The sequence below is a fragment of the Paraburkholderia sp. J69-1 genome, assembly GCF_905220255.1.
In the GTDB taxonomy this organism is placed as follows: domain Bacteria; phylum Pseudomonadota; class Gammaproteobacteria; order Burkholderiales; family Burkholderiaceae; genus Paraburkholderia.
This window is the reverse complement of sequence record NZ_CAJMZG010000032.1, coordinates 25,090-41,621: the sequence shown is the minus strand read 5'-3', so window position 1 is coordinate 41,621 and position 16,532 is coordinate 25,090. Positions and strand designations below refer to the sequence as shown.

13 protein-coding genes and 2 pseudogenes are annotated in these 16,532 nt (G+C 58.6%); 8 read left to right on the top strand and 7 right to left on the bottom strand.

The window, feature by feature from the left end; all coding sequences use genetic code 11:
- Positions 1-77 precede the first annotated feature (77 nt).
- The 8 genes and pseudogenes from U5A67_RS37525 to U5A67_RS37490 form a co-directional block, all read left to right on the top strand.
- Complete coding sequence (locus U5A67_RS37525; protein WP_415768214.1) at positions 78-1,241, top strand: porin; 1,164 nt, start codon at positions 78-80, stop codon at positions 1,239-1,241.
- Positions 1,242-1,252: 11 nt separating this feature from the next.
- Positions 1,253-2,302: an amidohydrolase family protein gene (locus U5A67_RS37520; protein ID WP_321818363.1), complete on the top strand. Its 1,050-nt coding sequence runs from the start codon at positions 1,253-1,255 to the stop codon at positions 2,300-2,302.
- Positions 2,303-2,310: 8 nt separating this feature from the next.
- Positions 2,311-3,597 (top strand): MFS transporter, encoded by a 1,287-nt coding sequence (locus U5A67_RS37515; protein ID WP_321818381.1) that lies wholly within the window; start codon positions 2,311-2,313, stop codon positions 3,595-3,597.
- On the top strand, positions 3,594-4,856 hold the full coding sequence (locus tag U5A67_RS37510; protein WP_321818362.1) for an MFS transporter: 1,263 nt from the start codon (positions 3,594-3,596) through the stop codon (positions 4,854-4,856). Before U5A67_RS37515 ends, U5A67_RS37510 begins: the two co-directional genes overlap by 4 nt.
- A 21-nt stretch (positions 4,857-4,877) precedes the next feature.
- On the top strand, positions 4,878-6,191 hold the full coding sequence (locus tag U5A67_RS37505) for an MFS transporter (RefSeq protein WP_321818380.1): 1,314 nt from the start codon (positions 4,878-4,880) through the stop codon (positions 6,189-6,191).
- A 1-nt stretch (position 6,192) separates the two neighbouring features.
- Complete coding sequence (locus tag U5A67_RS37500) at positions 6,193-7,137, top strand: amidohydrolase family protein (protein WP_321818361.1); 945 nt, start codon at positions 6,193-6,195, stop codon at positions 7,135-7,137.
- A gap of 25 nt (positions 7,138-7,162) precedes the next feature.
- Positions 7,163-7,744: a hypothetical protein gene (locus tag U5A67_RS37495; RefSeq protein ID WP_321818360.1), complete on the top strand. Its 582-nt coding sequence runs from the start codon at positions 7,163-7,165 to the stop codon at positions 7,742-7,744.
- A gap of 411 nt (positions 7,745-8,155) precedes the next feature.
- A pseudogene (locus U5A67_RS37490) lies at positions 8,156-8,331 on the top strand (AraC family transcriptional regulator); the annotation flags it as partial.
- A gap of 33 nt (positions 8,332-8,364) precedes the next feature.
- On the opposite strand, the gene U5A67_RS37485 reads toward U5A67_RS37490, so the two are convergent.
- The 7 genes and pseudogenes from U5A67_RS37485 to U5A67_RS37455 all read right to left on the bottom strand — a co-directional run bounded on the left by U5A67_RS37485 (position 8,365) and on the right by U5A67_RS37455 (position 16,447).
- The gene (locus tag U5A67_RS37485; protein ID WP_321818359.1) at positions 8,365-8,649 is read right to left on the bottom strand and encodes a PAAR domain-containing protein; all 285 of its coding nucleotides are present in this window, start codon (positions 8,647-8,649) and stop codon (positions 8,365-8,367) included.
- A gap of 10 nt (positions 8,650-8,659) precedes the next feature.
- Entirely contained in the window at positions 8,660-9,565 is a 906-nt protein-coding gene (locus tag U5A67_RS37480; RefSeq protein ID WP_321818358.1) for a hypothetical protein, read from the bottom strand.
- Complete coding sequence (locus U5A67_RS37475; RefSeq protein WP_321818357.1) at positions 9,562-10,737, bottom strand: DUF2515 family protein; 1,176 nt, start codon at positions 10,735-10,737, stop codon at positions 9,562-9,564. The genes U5A67_RS37480 and U5A67_RS37475 overlap by 4 nt, the downstream gene beginning before the upstream one ends.
- A gap of 16 nt (positions 10,738-10,753) precedes the next feature.
- Positions 10,754-13,441 (bottom strand): type VI secretion system Vgr family protein, encoded by a 2,688-nt coding sequence (locus tag U5A67_RS37470; protein ID WP_321818356.1) that lies wholly within the window; start codon positions 13,439-13,441, stop codon positions 10,754-10,756.
- A 1,124-nt stretch (positions 13,442-14,565) separates the two neighbouring features.
- Positions 14,566-14,846: pseudogene (locus U5A67_RS37465) on the bottom strand (PAAR domain-containing protein).
- Between the two features lie 29 nt (positions 14,847-14,875).
- Entirely contained in the window at positions 14,876-15,673 is a 798-nt protein-coding gene (locus tag U5A67_RS37460) for a hypothetical protein (RefSeq protein ID WP_321818355.1), read from the bottom strand.
- A gap of 18 nt (positions 15,674-15,691) precedes the next feature.
- Entirely contained in the window at positions 15,692-16,447 is a 756-nt protein-coding gene (locus U5A67_RS37455; RefSeq protein ID WP_321818354.1) for a lysozyme, read from the bottom strand.
- Between the last annotated feature and the right edge of the window lie 85 nt (positions 16,448-16,532).

Genomic DNA, 16,532 nt, shown 5'->3' with positions numbered 1-16,532 from the left:
CTTCACGCCGTATCACATCACGTTTTATCGCTGTCACTTCTCGCCAATACAAACATAAACACATCAACGGAGACATCATGCAGGAACGCGTTTTCCAATCGTCGAATAACATCAAGCGCATGTCGAGCGCGACGGTCACGGCAGCGGCCGCCACGGCTACACTCGCCCTCGCGCCGCACGTCGCTCACGCTCAAAGCAGCGTCACCCTCTATGGCATCGTCGATGTGGGCATCGAACATATCAACAACACACAGAGCGGCGGTGCAATCACGCGCGAAGCGTCCGGTAATCTTTCTGGATCGCGTTGGGGTCTTAAAGGCGTAGAAGATCTCGGCGGCGGCCTGAAGGCGATTTTCACCCTTGAAAATGGCTTCAACGTCAACGACGGCACGAGCGCGCAATCGACTAAAGGACTCGGCTCGAATACGTCGACCACTTCGCGCCTGTTTGGACGTCAGGCGTGGGTCGGCCTCACGATGCGCGGCCAGACGCTCAGCCTGGGGCGCCAGAATTCAGTGCTCTACGATCAGGCCGTTGTGTTCGATCCGATGGGGGCGTCCTCGCGCTACTCCACGCTTTCCGTCGACTACGCCATGGCAGGCCGCATCGACGATTCCGCAAAATACGTCGGCGTGCTCGGCCCCGTGACCGTTGCTGCGATGTACAGCACGCGCTACGACACCGGCTATGGCAGCGAAGTGGCAGGCGCCGAACTGACCGGCCGTTACTTTGGCGGCTCGCTCACGTACGCGGGCGGCCCGTTCGCCGCGAGTCTTTCGTACGAGCAGCGCAACAGTAACACCGTGGCGACCAACACCGGCACGGAACGGCGCGCGACTGCCGCCGCAACCTATGTGATCGGCGGTTTCAAGGCCTTTGCGGGCTATCGCTATCTGCAGGCTTCGCGCGCATTCCTGCCCGCCAGCCCGATCCTCGTCGCGAATAGCGGCTCGCTATCGAGCTCGGCGAATCTCTACTGGGCCGGCGCGAACTACATGTTCACGCCCGCATTCTTCGTCACGGCAGCGGCCTACTACCAGGACGTTCACTCGACCGGTGCGGATCCGTGGATGGGCGTACTCAGTGCCGATTATCTGCTCTCCAAAAGCACAGACATCTACGCTACCGCCGCATTCGCGCGCAACAAGGGCGGATCGGCATTGGGCGTGAACGGCTATGGCACGGTCGCCGCGAACTACGACCAGACCGGTTTCGTAATCGGCATGCGCAAGAAGTTCTGAGCGCAAGCGCCATGCAGATCGTCCACGCCCCGCACCTTCCCGTTCGCGACGACTGGCTCGCGCTACACGAAGAAACCGCCTTGCAGCCCGGCCTGCCGATTGTCGACGCGCATCATCATCTGTGGGATCGGCAAACGGGCCGCTATCTCGCCGATGAACTGCGCCGCGACATCGACGGCAGCGGCCATCGCATCGTTTCCACGGTGTACGTGCAGTGCCGCTCGATGCTGCGTGCCAACGGTCCCGAAGCGATGAAGCCCGTTGGCGAAGCTGAATTCGCCAGCGGCGTCGCGGCGATGTTTGCGAGCGGCGCTTATGGATCGACGCGCGCCTGCGAAGCGATTGTCGGCGGCGCCGATCTTTCGCTGGGCGTCGAAGTCGCGCCCGTAATCGAAGCCATGCTCGCCACAACAGGCGGACGCCTGCGCGGCATACGCAATCCGCTGGCATGGCACGCAAGCGAAGCGGTGCGCTCGAGTCCGGTCGTGCCGCCGCACGACCTGATGGAACGCGAGTCGTTTCGCGCGGGCGTGAGAACGCTCGCGCGCTATGGCCTCGTGCTCGACGTCTGGGTCTATCACACGCAACTCGATGCGCTTTACGGACTCGCGGCCAGCGCGCCCGAAGTGACGATCGTGATCGACCACTTCGGCGGGCCGCTTGGCGTGGGTCCGCACGCGGGCCAAAGCGCCCAGACGCGCGCGGCGTGGGCAGCTTCGCTGCGCCGCCTTGCCAGCCTGCCCAATACGCGCATGAAGCTGGGCGGCGCGGGCATGGGCGTGTTCGGCTTCGATTTCGCCGCGCAGAGGCTGCCGCCATCGTCCGAAACGTTGGCCAGTGCGTGGGAGCCGCTCGTCGAAACCTGCGTCGAACTTTTTGGCGCGCAGCGCTGCATGTTCGAAAGCAATTTCCCCGTCGATAAGGGCGCGACTGGCTACACGGTGCTCTGGAACGCCTTCAAACGCACCGCAAGCGGCGTATCGCCCGACGAGCGCACCGCGCTTTTCAGCCGTACCGCAGCCACGACCTACGGCCTCGATCTCCCCGGAGACAACACGTGAAGTCAGACATTCTCAACGCCGATAGCGGCAGGGTCGAGCGCGCGCAAGCGCAGCCCCAGACCCAAACACGCATCACGCGTGCCGAATGGCGCGCGCTGTCGCTCGCCGGTCTCGGCTGGACCTTCGAAAGCTACGACTCCTTTCTGCTTTCGCTCCTGCTGCCGACACTCGCCTTGCAATTCGGCCTCACGAAAGCGCAACTCGGCCTGTTCACGAGCATCACGGCGGCCGGGCAGATCATCGGCGGCATTCTGTTCGGCTATGTCTCAGACCGGCTCGGACGCGTGCGCACGGCGCTGCTATGCATCGGCATTTACTCGCTTTTTTCAGGGCTGCTTGCATTTGCGCCCAACGAACACTGGTTCGCTGCGGCGCGACTATGCGGCGCGCTCGGCATGGGCGGCATGTGGACGGCGGGCGCAGCGCTGGTGGCGGAAACCTGGCACGCAAGCCGACGCGGCAAAGGCGGTGCGCTGATGCAAATGGGTCTGCCCGTTGGCGCGATCATCGCGATCACGATTTCGGGCGTTGTCAGCGGCATCAACGGCGGCCTCGCTCACGACGGCTGGCGCGTGCTGTTCCTGATCGGCGCGTTGCCCTTTTTCATCCTGTTCTGGGTCGCACGCAAGACGCCCGAATCGCCGATCTGGCTCGAACGCAAGGCTGCATTGCAGCGTGCCGGCGCGCGGGCCAGCATCGAGAGCGCACAGAACAAATCGAAGCTCAACGTGCGCGGCCTGCTCACGGCCTTCACGTTCATTTTCTTCCTGCAATACCTCTACTGGGGCGTGTTCACCTGGACGCCAACCTTCCTCGTGACCGTGAAGCATCTCGACTTCGTGCACAGCCTCAAGTTCGTGCTCGCACTCCAGTTCGGCGCGATTACGGGTTTCCTGCTGTTCTCGGCGTTGGTCGATCGCCTTGGGCGGCGGCCAATGTTCATCGCCTATCTGCTGGTGGGCGCGGCAGCCGTAGGTGTCTATATCGTCAGCGCGAACGCGTGGCTGCTGATGACGGCGATCTTTCTCACGGGCTTCGGCGTGAACGGGATCTTCGCGGGTGCGGGGCCGTTTCTCGCGGAGATCATCGGCGATACGGCTTCGCGCGGCTTTCTTATGGGCCTTGCCTATAACGGCGGTCGGCTTGGCGGCTTTATCGCGCCGCTCGTGATCGGCGCGCTGGCTTCGACCTCGGGCGGTTTCACGATGGGCCTTGCCACCACGATCGTCGCGTTTATCGCGGCCGCCATCGTCGTGCTGTTCGCCCCCGAAACGCGCGGCAAGGCGCTGGCATGAGCGCGACGCAAGACAACGCGCCGCGCACGGCAAATGGTGCAGCCCTCTCTGGCCGGCTCTTTCCCGCACTCGCCGAACCGGCGCTGCGCCGCTATGCGTGCGGCCAGGTGGTGTCGGTGCTTGGCAGCTGGACGCAGAACATCACGCTCAACCTGCTCGTCTATCACCTCACGGGTATGGCCTCGGTGCTCGCGCTGCTGAACTTCCTGCTGTACGGGCCGCAGCTCGTCGTCGCGCCGCTCGCGGGCTCGCGCATCCGCTCGGGCAACGCACGGCGCGCCACGCTCGGCGTGCTCGCGACGTCCACGCTGCTCACGCTGAGCCTGCTCACACTCTGGATACTCGGGCTGCTCAGCGTGAAGCTGATCCTGCTGCACGCGCTCGCGATCGGCATTTCGAGCGCGATCGAAACACCCGCGCGGCAGATGCTGCTGGTAACGAGTCTGCGCGATCCGCGCCTGACCTCGAACGCCGTCGCCATGAACACCACCGTCTACAACGTCGGCCGCATGGTGGGGCCGAGCATTGCGGGCTTTGTCTATCCGGCATTCGGTCCCGGCGCATCGTTCGGCATCTATGCCAGCGCGCTGGCCGTCATGGCGCTGTGCGTGCGCTCGATGCCAGCCGTCGGTACAGCGCGCCCGTCGCGCGGCGACAGCAGCCTGCGCGACGCCGTGGGCTATGTGATGTCCGACGCGTTTTCCGCACGCTATCTGCCCATGCTCGCCTGCATGGGTCTGTTCGCCGCCAGCTATCAAACGCTCGTGCCGCTGCTTGCCGACCACGCCTTTCACGACGCCGCCCACTACACCGGCCTCTTCTTCGCCGCGGCCGGCGGCGGCTCGCTGAGCGCGGCAATCCTGCTTTCTTCGGCATGGGGTCCAAAGGCGAGCGCGCGCTGCATCGCACTCGGCCCGTGGAGCGCCGTGACAGCGCTGCTCGTGCTCGCGTTGACACACGCCGTCGCGCTGTCGATTCCGGCCTTTTGTCTGCTCGGCTTCAGCCTCACCTTTTCGGCGACGTCCACCAACGCGACGATCCAGCAGCGCTGCCCCGAGCACGTGCGCGGCGGGCTCGTCGGCATGTACGGCATGGCCTACAACGGCACGATGCCGTTCGGCTATCTGCTCGCGGGCACCGCTTCCGAAGCGCTCGGCGTGCGCAGCACGTTCAGCGCCATGGCGCTCGTGCTGGCCGCATGCGCCATCGCCATCAACGTTTTCCATCACATCAGACAGCGTCGCTCTGGCGCACAATAAACGCAGGAGACATCCATGCACATGCAATCCCGCCCCGACGCCAACGCGCTCGAACAGCGCACCCTCCGCAAGGTGGTCTGGCGTCTCGTGCCCTTTCTTATGATCTGCTATCTGCTCGCGTTCATCGACCGCGGCAACGTCGGTATGGCGTCCTTGCAGATGAACCACGACCTTGGCCTCACCGCGCGCGTGTTCGGCTTCGGCAGCAGTCTGTTCTTCGTATCGTACTTCTTCTTCGAAGTGCCGAGCAATATGGCGCTGCAACGCTACGGCGCGCGTCTGTGGATCGCCCGCATCATGATTACGTGGGGCCTGATCTCGGCGGCGACCGCGCTCGTCAGCACGCCCACGGCCTTCTACGTGCTGCGCTTTCTGCTCGGCGCGGCGGAAGCCGGATTCTTCCCTGGCGTGCTACTGTATCTCTCGTACTGGGTGCCTGCGCGCTATCGCGCGCGCATCGTCGCGACCTTCATGGTGGCGATTCCAGCTGCGAGCTTTATCGGTTCGCCCATTTCGGCGGCGCTGCTGCAGATGGACGGCTTCGCCGGGCTGCGCGGCTGGCAATGGCTGTTCCTCCTCGAAGGCATTCCGACGGTGCTGCTCGGCTTCGTATGCCTCGTCTTGCTGACCAACAAACCCGATGAAGCGCGCTGGCTAGATGACGAAGAACGCGCATGGCTAAAAGCGGAAATCGCCGGTGAAGCCCGTGCGCCCGCAAAGGTTGCATCGATGCCGCTCACGAAGCTGTTTCGCAACCGTTATGTGCTGTGTCTTGCGCTGGTCGATGTCTGCGCTTCGGGTGCGGGCAGCACACTCGCCGTGTGGCAGCCGCAACTGCTCAAGTCGTACGGGCTGAGCGTGATGGAAACCGGCCTGATCAATTCAGTGCCTTATGCGCTGGCATCGGTGCTGATGGTCTGGTGGGGCCGCCGTTCGGACCGCCGCCAGGAACGCCGCTGGCATACTGTGATTCCCATGCTCTTTATCGGGCTGGGCCTATTCGGCACTTCGCTGAGCGGCTCGCTTGTCCCAACCATGACGATGCTGTGCGCGGTGCTCGTAGGTGCCTATGCGTTCAAGGGGCCGTTCTGGGCGCTTGCCTCCAGCATGTTGTCGAACACGACGGCCGCGGCCGGGCTCGCGACCATCAACGCGATTGCCAATCTGCTGGGCGGCGGCCTGATGGTGAACGTCTACGGCTGGGTCAAGGAAGCCACGGGCAGCTATGCGCTTGCGCTGATGCCGCTGGGCCTCCTCACGCTCGTGAGTGTCGTCACCTTGCTGCTGCTAAGCCGCACCGGCCGCCGCGTCCACAACGAAGTCGGGGTGGCGTGAGATGAAACGATTCGATCGCCGCGCCTTTCTCGGCGCGCTGGGCGCACTCGGCGCAAGCTCGTTCGCGGCGGCGTTGCCGCAGAGTGCGCTCGCCCTGGAGACCTGGTCCACCGGCAGCGAAGCGCCAGCGTTTCGCCTGCCCGAAGGCGCTGTGGACTGCCACATGCATATCTACGACGACCGCTTTCCCAGCGCGCCCGGCACGCAACTGCGCCCGCCCAACGCGAGCGTTGCGCAGTATCGCGCCTTGCAGGAGCGGTTGGGCATGCGTCGCAACGTGTGCGTGACGCCCTCGACGTATGGCACCGACAATCGCTGTCTGCTTGATGCGCTGGCGCAATTCGGCGCCAATGCACGCGGCGTGGCCGTCGTCGATACCTCGGTCAGCGACGCCGATCTGGCGCAGATGAACCGTGCGGGCGTGCGTGCGATCCGCTTCAATCTTAGCTATCCGGGCGCGACCACCATTGATATGCTCGCGCCGCTGGCCGCGCGCATCGAGCCGCTCGGCTGGCATATTGAACTGGTGGTGCAAGGAGCAAAGCTGCCCGCGCTGGAAAAGCATCTGAATGCGCTGCCCTGTCCGCTCGTGCTCGACCATATCGCGCATGTCCCGCAACCGGACGGACTCAATTCCGAAGCGATGAAAACCGCGCGACGGCTAGTCGAGGGCGGCAAAACCTGGGTCACGCTCTCGGGTCCGTATGTCGATTCAAAACTCGGCGCACCCGCTTACGCCGATGTCGCGCTCGTGGCGAAGGCGTTCATCGCAATGGCGCCCGAGCGCATGCTATGGGGCACGGACTGGCCGCACCCAACGGAAAAAATCACCAAGCCCAACGATGCCGTGCTGCTCGACGTCATCGCCTCCTGGATCGGGCGCGCCGACTGGCAACGGATGATTTTTGCGGACAATCCGGCGCGCCTCTATGGCTTCACAGTCTAGCTGTTGAAAGCGCGCACGCAAGATCATGAGCGCCGACACGGCTGAGCTCATCGGCGCGGCATCTCTCGCCTTCTGCACAACGAGCACGGACGATTTTGCCCTGCTGTTGGCGCTGCTCGCGGACCGACACGTGCGCGCGAGAGAGGTTCTGTTGGCGCGGCTGCTCGCCACCGCCACGATCGTGGCAATCGCGGCCGGGCTTGCACTGGGCATCATCGCGCAAATCGCGCTGCCGTGTTACCTGCCCGGAATCGCGCTGCTTGTGATCGGACTGCTGAAGTTTCGCCATTCACGCGCTCATGACGAGCACAACACGCATACACCTAGGCCGGTTCGGCAAAATCTGTTCGGCCTGTGGCTCGCCTGCACTTCCGGTGGCTTTGATAATGCACTCGCGTATCTCTCTATCTTCGCGGCACGATCGAAAGGCGACGTGCTGCTGAGCGCAGGCACGTTGCTGCTGCTATCGGCGGGAACGGCAGTGGCTGCTTTTGCGATTACGCGCCGTATCGGTATGGCATGGAGAGGCAAACTTCGCCGCGCTCAAGTGGCGCCTTACGTCACGGTACTTTTAGCGATCCACAATATGGCCATTTGCATTCACTGACAGTTCGAACCGATCCTGCATTCGCCTCACAGCATCCACCAAATGCCTGCTGTCTCAGCACAATCGGTCATCGGAAAACGCCTGCCGGACGGCTGCTTTGGGTGGCGGATTCAACCGGTCGCCCTACGCCGATGCGTCCGTGTCTCATGCGAAACGCATCAGGCAGTAGTCGGCCAAAACCGGGCGTTCCGCGAGCGAACGAAGCTGCCGTTGGAACGACTGCGCTACTCCGCTAACAGCCATTGCTCGCACGGCTGCGGCATTCGTATCTCGCCGGCAAACGGCCGCTCACGAAACCGCCTTCGAGTATCTGATGCCGCATGCGCATCTGGCGCAGATCGACCGCTTCAAACAACACGGGTGCGCTAGCAGTTGCCCAACGGGTTTTCATTGGAAGACACAGCAGAGTCGCTGGCGCATTTTCAGGATCTGCGCGTCGAGCGCGCGCAATCGCATTTGCACGGCAGCCGCCTTAATATCGAAGCGATTGCTACCGAAGCTGGTTATGCCGATGGCGCTACTCGCGCACATCATTGCGCCAGAGGCTTGGGCGAGGATTTCGGGATCTTCGGCCAGATCTGTTTTGAGCGCTACAGACAAAACGACGGCATGCACGCTGTCTAGTCGCAAATATCGGTTTCTGCAATCAACACAGCACCGCAGCTAGTCTTATGCCCTTCGAGCGCCACCGGTGCTCCAAAGTCCAGACTGTCCTCGCACCCCTCGACAATTTCGAAGAGATGAGGCGCGCATTGCGGACACGTCACCTTATCACCCTTGCGGGCGATCGGGATGCCGGGTCGCCCCCACGTGGAAGACGGACTGCCAGAAATGACACGACCGCCATGACTGGTCTTGTCGCCCACTACAATTTGTGCCTTACCGCCCACGGTCGCTCGTGTCATGTGCCGCGCCTCATTCCGGTCTCCCCGCAGCTTCCTCCAATGCCCTGATTGGCGGATCCTCATAGTTCGAATCGATCGTATAGCCCTGTGCTTTCAAAGTTGCTTCGGTTGCGAGTCTCTTTGCGTGGGCTTTAGCGAGTACAGCTGGAATGAACTTTTCCCAGTGACGCATTTTCTCCGAGTCTCCGGGGAAATATCCAAGCGCATAGAATGCATACTCGTTCTTCACGTCGATATTAACGAGGTAAGTCTTCTTTCCCGCGACCCCGGCCATGCCACTCGCCTGTAAAGAGACTTCGATATACGTGCCATTCGCGTAAAGCGTCCACGATGGCATCGAGTCTTCACCGGCGCTCCATTCATCCAGATCGGGCTTGTACGAGGGATCAAGGGGATACACGCCTTTGCCGTCAGCGGATGTGCCGTAATGCCACGCTTGCTCGCCGGTCAGGCGGGGTGAACCGCTATCGATAAACCGTCGCCACCCGGCCGCATGCAGCCTTGCGAGAAGCTGCATCATCCCGTCTCGAGCCACTTCCGGGGATTCAACCTGGTTATCCGAAAAGGTGGATGTAATTTGCCACTCGTAAATTCCGCCCGGAACCCGGTTGTCTGCAATGCCCATCAGGGAAATTACCTTGTCAACCTGAAAGCTATGCTTACCCGCTTCGAACGTGACCCTCTTGTGATCTGCCTGTGTGAACTGGCTTTCGTAGAAGGACACCCCGGCAGGATGATTATCAGTGTTGAGACCATCAACCCGGGAAAGGCCCGGCGCTCCAAATTGAAGCGTTGCAGCAGATTCGTTCATTTGGGAACTAGAAATTGAAATTGTTTTTGCAAACCAGAGCGCAACTACTGCTCCTGCTGCTATCACGACAGTCGCTACAATTTTGCGCGTAACTCTATTTCTCATGGAGTATCCGGAAGATCACCAAAGCTCGCAATTTCACGAATATAAGAATGCATTTCCTCTTTGCGAGTTATCATCAATTGATCGTACTTTTTAGCCGCCTTAGTAATCCACCCCATTCTCTGAACATAGTCCTGAAGGGCAATTGCACCATTCGGAACGGATTTATACCCGGAATTTTCTGTTTTGTCCGCTGACGTCAGTACCAGCTCAAGAGCCGGAATATACGCGTGTGCCAGCTTGGACAACCCGTAAGCCGTAATCCCTCCCAGCCCCAAAACAGATGCCACAATGATATTGTCGGTAGGCTTATCGCTCAGCATGACGCTTTGGGCATCAAGACCAATATCAAACAATATTCTGTCGTAAATAAGTCCCTGCAGCACCTCGCCCTGTTCGTGATACGCGATACTGAAAAGATGATTCATCGCGGATTTTCGCCTGCTAAATTCGTCTCCGCTCGCGGCTTCCCATTGCATTACGTAGTCAAACCCATCCGTCACCTGCTGAGTGACTTGCAGATAACCAAGCTTTCCGTTTTCAATTACACCGGTTGATTTGTTGCGCTCCATCGGCGTATTCTCGATGACATCTTTATAGTCGAGTTGAAACCTGAAATGCTTGCTCACGGGGTTCAGGAAATCATTGCTGTGACGCTTCTTGGACGATTCCTTGAACGATGCGGGATCGCAAGCATAGCCGTAAAACCAGGGCAGAATATCGTTGAACAGCCAAAGATTACCCTGACCAAGCAGGGCATAGGTAGGCCACCCTGTGTGACCCGATACACGAAGCAAAGGGTTTTCCAGGGTCACTGCTACCTGCTTCGCCGCAAATGCACCCAGGCCGAGCCAGTAAAAACGCCCCACCAATTCTGCCTTGCCAAACGGAAAATCCTCCAGAAACACCGCCGCATAAGCCCCCGCGATACGTCGCGCACGCACCGCGAAATTGCTCACAAAACGCGGCACGGACTTGTTCGCGGACTCATTGGCAATACCCGGACTACCGTTGCGATAATCTGGCTTGTCCTGGCAAACCGGCACATGCGTAACGATCTGACTAAGAGCGTATTGCTGCGCAAGCGTCCAGAAAGCAGGCCAATCACATTTCAGGTCAACCTGGGTATTGGGCGTGTCGTTGGTCTGCCCGTTGACGACTAAAGGAGTAGCCACTGTTAATTACTCTTGTTCAAGCTTCGGTTGATGCCGGGATGAATGGCCGCCCCGACGCGGCAGCAAACTCATCAAAATGCAGATCGAATGCGACATTGTCTGGCTTCTCGGTATTGACCAATGCAGATTTTCCTTCCGCTGTTGTCGAGGCCACGTGCGCGCCCGACGCGGTCTTCACGCTGTACGCGACGCCGCTCATCGGCACGCCAGTTGGCGATAACACACGAAACTGCTGGTCGTTCATCTGGACGTCTGGCAAGCCATTGCCATTCACGCCCATCGGTTTCGACGGCTGATTCTTCGACTGTGCGTTGACCTCATAGACCCCGCCACCCACCGTAATCTGGCCTTGCTTCAAGCTGATATAGCTATCACCGCCGTGTAGCATGACTTCCTCGGCGGCGCGGATCGTAATGCGATTGGCCGTTTGTGTAATGTCGAGTTTCGCGAGTAGATTGAGATTCTTCTGTAGCGCCTTGATGTCGATATCTTCGGCATAGGAAACCATTCTCACGCCCAGTTTGTAGGCGAAAAGTCGAATCGCACTACGCGCCGAAGCCAGCAGACTCGTGCCGCTGCTCACGCTCACATGAGTGCCGCCCGTCAATGCGATATGCGCGCCGCTCGCAATATGCACACTTCCGGCCGTGGTAGCCTCCAGACCCGCCGGTGACGCGAGAACCAGGTGAGCCTTCGAAAGCTCCGGGAAGTCACCGCTTCCTTGCCCCTTGATTTCGTCGTTCTGCTGTTTGATTGCATCCGCGACCAGTAACTGGTCCTGGCTGTCCTGCACCTGCGCATTTGTCGCAGCGGTGGCCAGTGTCCGATGAAAATCGTGCGCCTGCGCGAGGCGCAGGACGGTCTCGCCCATATCCTTGGCCGCTGCGCCAGCGCCGGCTCGTGTCTCGGTCGTGACCAGCATTCCGTCATTCGCGCGCAAGACGCCCCACGAGTCCGTCGCCAGTTCCCAGCCCACTCCGCGCGCTGCCGTGCGCCCCGCTTGACCGTCGATGCGAGTGTTGTAGCCAACCACGAGCCGAGATTGCGCGTGATCGCTCGATACCTGGACCTGTTGTTTGCCGGGTGTGTCGTCCGCCACCACCTGATTGGCCTGTGTGCCTTCCAGGTCGCGCGAGCGCAACCCCGAAAGCGCCTGGTTCTCCGGCAGTTTCCATTGCATGACGTTGATGCTGTTCGGCACGCGTCCCGTAATGATCGGCCGGTCGGAACTGCCATCCAGAAACGAAACGACCACTTCGTCGCCAATGCGCGGAATATGGACCATCCCGAACCCTTGCCCGGCCCAGGGATGGCTCACGCGTATCCAGCACGAGCTTCGTTCGTTGCGCTGCCCGATGCGATCCCAATGGAACTGCACTTTGACGCGTCCCATTTCGTCCGTATAGACCGGCGCGCCCTCTGTTCCCACCACCGTCGCCGTCTGCATCTGCATGACCGGCGGCTGATGTTTGAACTGGCTTCGGAATGGCACGGATTTACGCTGTGTTTCTATCTCGACCAGAAAAACGCCTTCGGAACCATCCGCATGCGTGACTCGCGACGCGGAGTTTCCTGCATCGTTCGCTACCGCGTTCGCAATGCGATCGCGCAGACTATAGGCAAAGCTGGCGTGATGGCTCGATTCGGGCAGGTTGTTCTGGATGAACCACGTCACTTCGATGACCGCGAACTGGCGCCGCTCACTGGAATCCCCATCCAGTTCGGGATGTCCAACCAGTTCGAACCAGCGTCCAGCGTCGATCGCCCGCACCCCTCCAACGCCGTAGAATCGCTTCGCGCGCGATTCCCACTCTTCCATCCGGACCTTCGAGAGATGATCGCCGCGCGTCTGTTTGAGGTACGTATAGGGACCGGTGTACTCATAGACTTCAAGTTGCTCGGGCAACTCCGACGACAGCGTGGGCACATTCGTGCCCTTGGGATTGGCCAGCGGCGAAGGATGCTTGTAGTCGAAAGTGCGCGTGGTCAACACCGCGCTATGCAGTTCGCGCACATCCGACCATTGGACCAGCGCATCGACCTCGCCATACGCCCCGTAGCGGGCAAACTGGACCGTGCGGCCAGTAATCGGCTCGCACGTATCCAGTTGATCCGTGATGCTCAAGCGATGCGACTTTCCGTCGTCGGCCTGCGTCCAGACGCCGAACAGACCTTCCTCCTCCATTAATCGATGGACGAAGTTCCAGTCGTCGTCGTATTGGGTGCAATACGATCTTGCAGGCAGCGGATTCGCAAGCGCGAAGCTGAACTGCCCTTTTGCGTGTGAATGGGAGTTAAATACTTCAGTGATGATTTCGTCAGCCGTCTTATCCTGCCAGATACGTTGGTCGCGGCGAAACCGCAGGAAATGCATCCACGACGCAAACCGGATCTGATAGCTGGTCAAACTGCCTTCCGATCCTTGCCTGCGCACCGAATAGACATAGCCATTCCAAGGCAGATAAGACTTATCGCCCTGCTGAATCCACAACGTAACAGATTGCCCGACAAGTTCCTTGAGCTTGATACCGCTGCGCATTGAGAGCACATCAAGCGTGAAATCGAAATGCCGTCCTATGCGAGAGCAACCCACCGCACGTTGAGGCAACAACACGTTCTCGCCAAGCGGCGTGTCAAACTTCAGAAGCCGATCTTGCTGGAGCAATCCACCCCGAATCGCTCCAGCGATGTCCTGCGCATTCATTTCACACCTTCTTTTTCTTTCACCGGCTTTCCACCAATAAGCACAGTGGATTTGTTGCTCTCAGATTCAACATTTCCGCCGCTCGATTTTCCCGATCGGACGCGAAAATGCATGAATAATAGATTAATTTTACAAAAAATCATCAATCAACTCAACTAACCTGAGGCATATCGCATGTTTACAATATCCGACACTCAAATCAGGTAACAATGTCCGAGCCACCTACCGGATAAATACCAGCTTACGTGAACAAGCATGTAGAATTTTCTCGATTCTACGATCTCAATACGCATAAGAGATATTTTGCTACCGTTTCAGGCCTAGCCGGTAGGCCGTCGTTTTCTGCCATATCTCACCGGGTTCAAGCACCGGCGACACAAAGGCAGGCTGCGCGGCGATCTAGATAATCCGATACTCGTCTCTGACCGACGCCCCGCTGCCGGAACAAGAATAGCAGCGCGAGCTGGGTTTTCGCTGCCCGTGATTCGTCGAACGCGGCAGTGAGCCTCGCCTGCGCATTCTGATGTCACAAGCGTCAAGTTAGCCTGGCAATTAACGGATGACGCACCGGCAAACGGCAGTTACCTCGTAAAGATACAATCAGCTTGTATGACACCGACCGCCCCTTGTGGGTCGCTCTGAGCCACTCACCTGTTGATGCTCGCTCGCCCGTCGATGCAAACCGCATGAGTCAGTAGTCGGCAACAACCTGTCGTTCATCGAGGGGGAGCAGTCTTTGGAACGACCGCAGGTCTCCGCTAACGGCCATTACTCGCGTGCAACAACGAACGGCTGTGATGGGTCGCACTCAGCCGGTCGGCCTACGCCGATGCGTCCGTAACTCATGCGAAACGCATGGGCCGTAGCCGACCAGGAAGCGACACTGGACGCGCCCTCTCTAACGACATTCTGAAGGCCGTTGCCCCACCAAAAACGGATACTTGCTCAAAAGAGTCGAACTGGCCACCCGAGGCCGAAGCAACGGCGCCGGATAACGTGCCACGCCACTGGCGCTCAACTGCGACGACGTGGCACTGAATGTTCATCTAATGATCCGGATGGACCTCGAAATTTCTCGTATTTCCCGACGATTTCACTGGGCGTACATCGCCGGTTTCGGTGTACTAGTCACCGACGCATGCCGTGGTGCTACCGATCAACGTGCAACCACATTCAGCGCGATGTCCGTGCAGTGCGACACGCTCTCCACCAATCGTCAATGTGGGATGTGCATCCACGATTTTATTGACCCCGTGGGGCATCCGTCGGGATACTGTTCAGGGCAATCCACCAAATCGTGCAGACGGGCAATGGCCTTGTTGTTGATCGTATGAGTTCCCGAGCCGCTAATGACACGCCCACCGTGTGAGGTTGAATCGCCGACCACGATAATTTTCAGCGCCATCTTGATATTTCTCGCAAAATTTCAGTAACTCAGTCTTCCTCAGGATTCGGATACGACGGGTAATTATCGGTTACCCTCCCCTTGATGTAATCGATTCTCGAAGAATAAGCCTTCTTCAGGCAGTCGGCCGTTGAACATTTGTTTCTGACCGTCGAAATCCACTTGATCTGATCCATCTTGATAGGATCCTGATAAGAGATTTCCTTCGAGTACTTGCGTTGCATCAGCACATATCCATAGCTCACGTCAGCATCCATTTTTTTGAGCTGTGGATCGTCACAAATCAAATGTTCCACGCTGGTTTTGGCCAGCATGCAATCAAAACCCTTGCTCACATCGCGAAAGTGACTCCGCTCGACTTTGAACAAATACAGGAATGATCCGTCAAGCAGTGCGAGTTCGTCGTTCGATGTATAAATCTTCGAAAATCGCAGCGCGGTGCAACTCGATGACGCAGCATCGCCGAGAAGATAGATCTGGGTCCAGCCATTTGCATTGGTGCGAAATTTATCCTCGAGGAACTGATTCAACTTTTGAGCGGTACCAAGTGGAGCCGAATCGAACGAAAACGGTATCGTCTTCTTTACCGGTACTTCACAATCGTCAGGAGTCGATCCATCGTAGTTCAGGTAGAACGAGCCATTTTTCAGCTTCAGAACGGAGGAATATGCGGGGTTTGCCGGCAACTCCAGGTTCGGCTGCGATGATCCTGTGCTGTATACCCTTGCTGCGCCAACCAGGCGATAAGAATCGTCTGCGAATGCCGATGTGCAGAAATTCAACGCCAACAGTAGCGTCAGAATCAACTTAATTGTCTTGCTTGTCATGAAAAATCCTCTCATTACTCAATGACTTGCGTCACAAGGTCCATTGCGGAACATGTCGTGTTCCCGTTGTCTGCGCTTTGGAATTTCCATATCCAGAAACTCTACCGGCGCTCCCGTGTAGTCGCAATTATTGATCTTCTGGCAAAGCTTCGGTGGGACTATCGATATGTGCCCGACATTGAATGCGAGTGAAACGAGCGCGTCGACTTCGTGCTGATACAAAGGAACCTTGATGGCATCCTTCACGTATCCTCCGTTTTTAGCAATATCCTTCTCAAACAGAGATTGTGCTTCTTCGACGGAGATCTTGCTCACATTTTCCGTAAATCCCAGACTGGCGCAGCTTTTTCTGTTGACCAGGCTTCCCCTGCCCACGATGCAAAAGCCGTTTGAGTCGTTGTAGTAGTAGATATTCTGTTTGCTCGAATCATACTTCACAGATTCCCAGCATCTCACGAAATCCTTGCCGCGATCGGACAACTCAAGCTGGAAAATCGGAATGCGATCACCAACAGGCGTAAGCGCCGGAGCATCCAGAAACGTGGCGCGGTATCCCTCCTGGAGCATCGCTAGCGAATCGATCAAATCGGAGCGTCGGTGAAAAGATCCGGGTAGTGAAGACGAATTTATCGTCGAATTCGGACTGAATCCACCTTGGCCAGAATAAGCTTCGAAGTGCAGCATGGATACATTCTGGTTTCCAACAATAAGAAGCGGCGTATTGTTCGGATGAAGCAACACACCGCTTTTCGCTAGCACGTCGCCCGGGTTCACGCTGTTCCCAACACTTACCCGAATCGACTAGGGAGCGACTTCTCCATAGAGTGCAATGAACTGTCGTTCGTCTGTCGTTGTATGG

Excerpts from the sequence above, each read along its gene's own strand:
- U5A67_RS37480 (WP_321818358.1), bottom strand. The coding sequence starts at position 9,565 with ATGAGAAATAGAGTTACGCGCAAAATTGTAGCGACTGTCGTGATAGCA.
- U5A67_RS37500 (WP_321818361.1), top strand. The coding sequence starts at position 6,193 with ATGAAACGATTCGATCGCCGCGCCTTTCTCGGCGCGCTGGGCGCACTC.
- U5A67_RS37495 (WP_321818360.1), top strand. The coding sequence starts at position 7,163 with ATGAGCGCCGACACGGCTGAGCTCATCGGCGCGGCATCTCTCGCCTTC.
- U5A67_RS37505 (WP_321818380.1), top strand. The coding sequence starts at position 4,878 with ATGCAATCCCGCCCCGACGCCAACGCGCTCGAACAGCGCACCCTCCGC.
- U5A67_RS37470 (WP_321818356.1), bottom strand. The coding sequence starts at position 13,441 with ATGAATGCGCAGGACATCGCTGGAGCGATTCGGGGTGGATTGCTCCAG.
- U5A67_RS37520 (WP_321818363.1), top strand. The coding sequence starts at position 1,253 with ATGCAGATCGTCCACGCCCCGCACCTTCCCGTTCGCGACGACTGGCTC.
- U5A67_RS37485 (WP_321818359.1), bottom strand. The coding sequence starts at position 8,649 with ATGACACGAGCGACCGTGGGCGGTAAGGCACAAATTGTAGTGGGCGAC.
- U5A67_RS37510 (WP_321818362.1), top strand. The coding sequence starts at position 3,594 with ATGAGCGCGACGCAAGACAACGCGCCGCGCACGGCAAATGGTGCAGCC.
- U5A67_RS37525 (WP_415768214.1), top strand. The coding sequence starts at position 78 with ATGCAGGAACGCGTTTTCCAATCGTCGAATAACATCAAGCGCATGTCG.
- U5A67_RS37460 (WP_321818355.1), bottom strand. The coding sequence starts at position 15,673 with ATGACAAGCAAGACAATTAAGTTGATTCTGACGCTACTGTTGGCGTTG.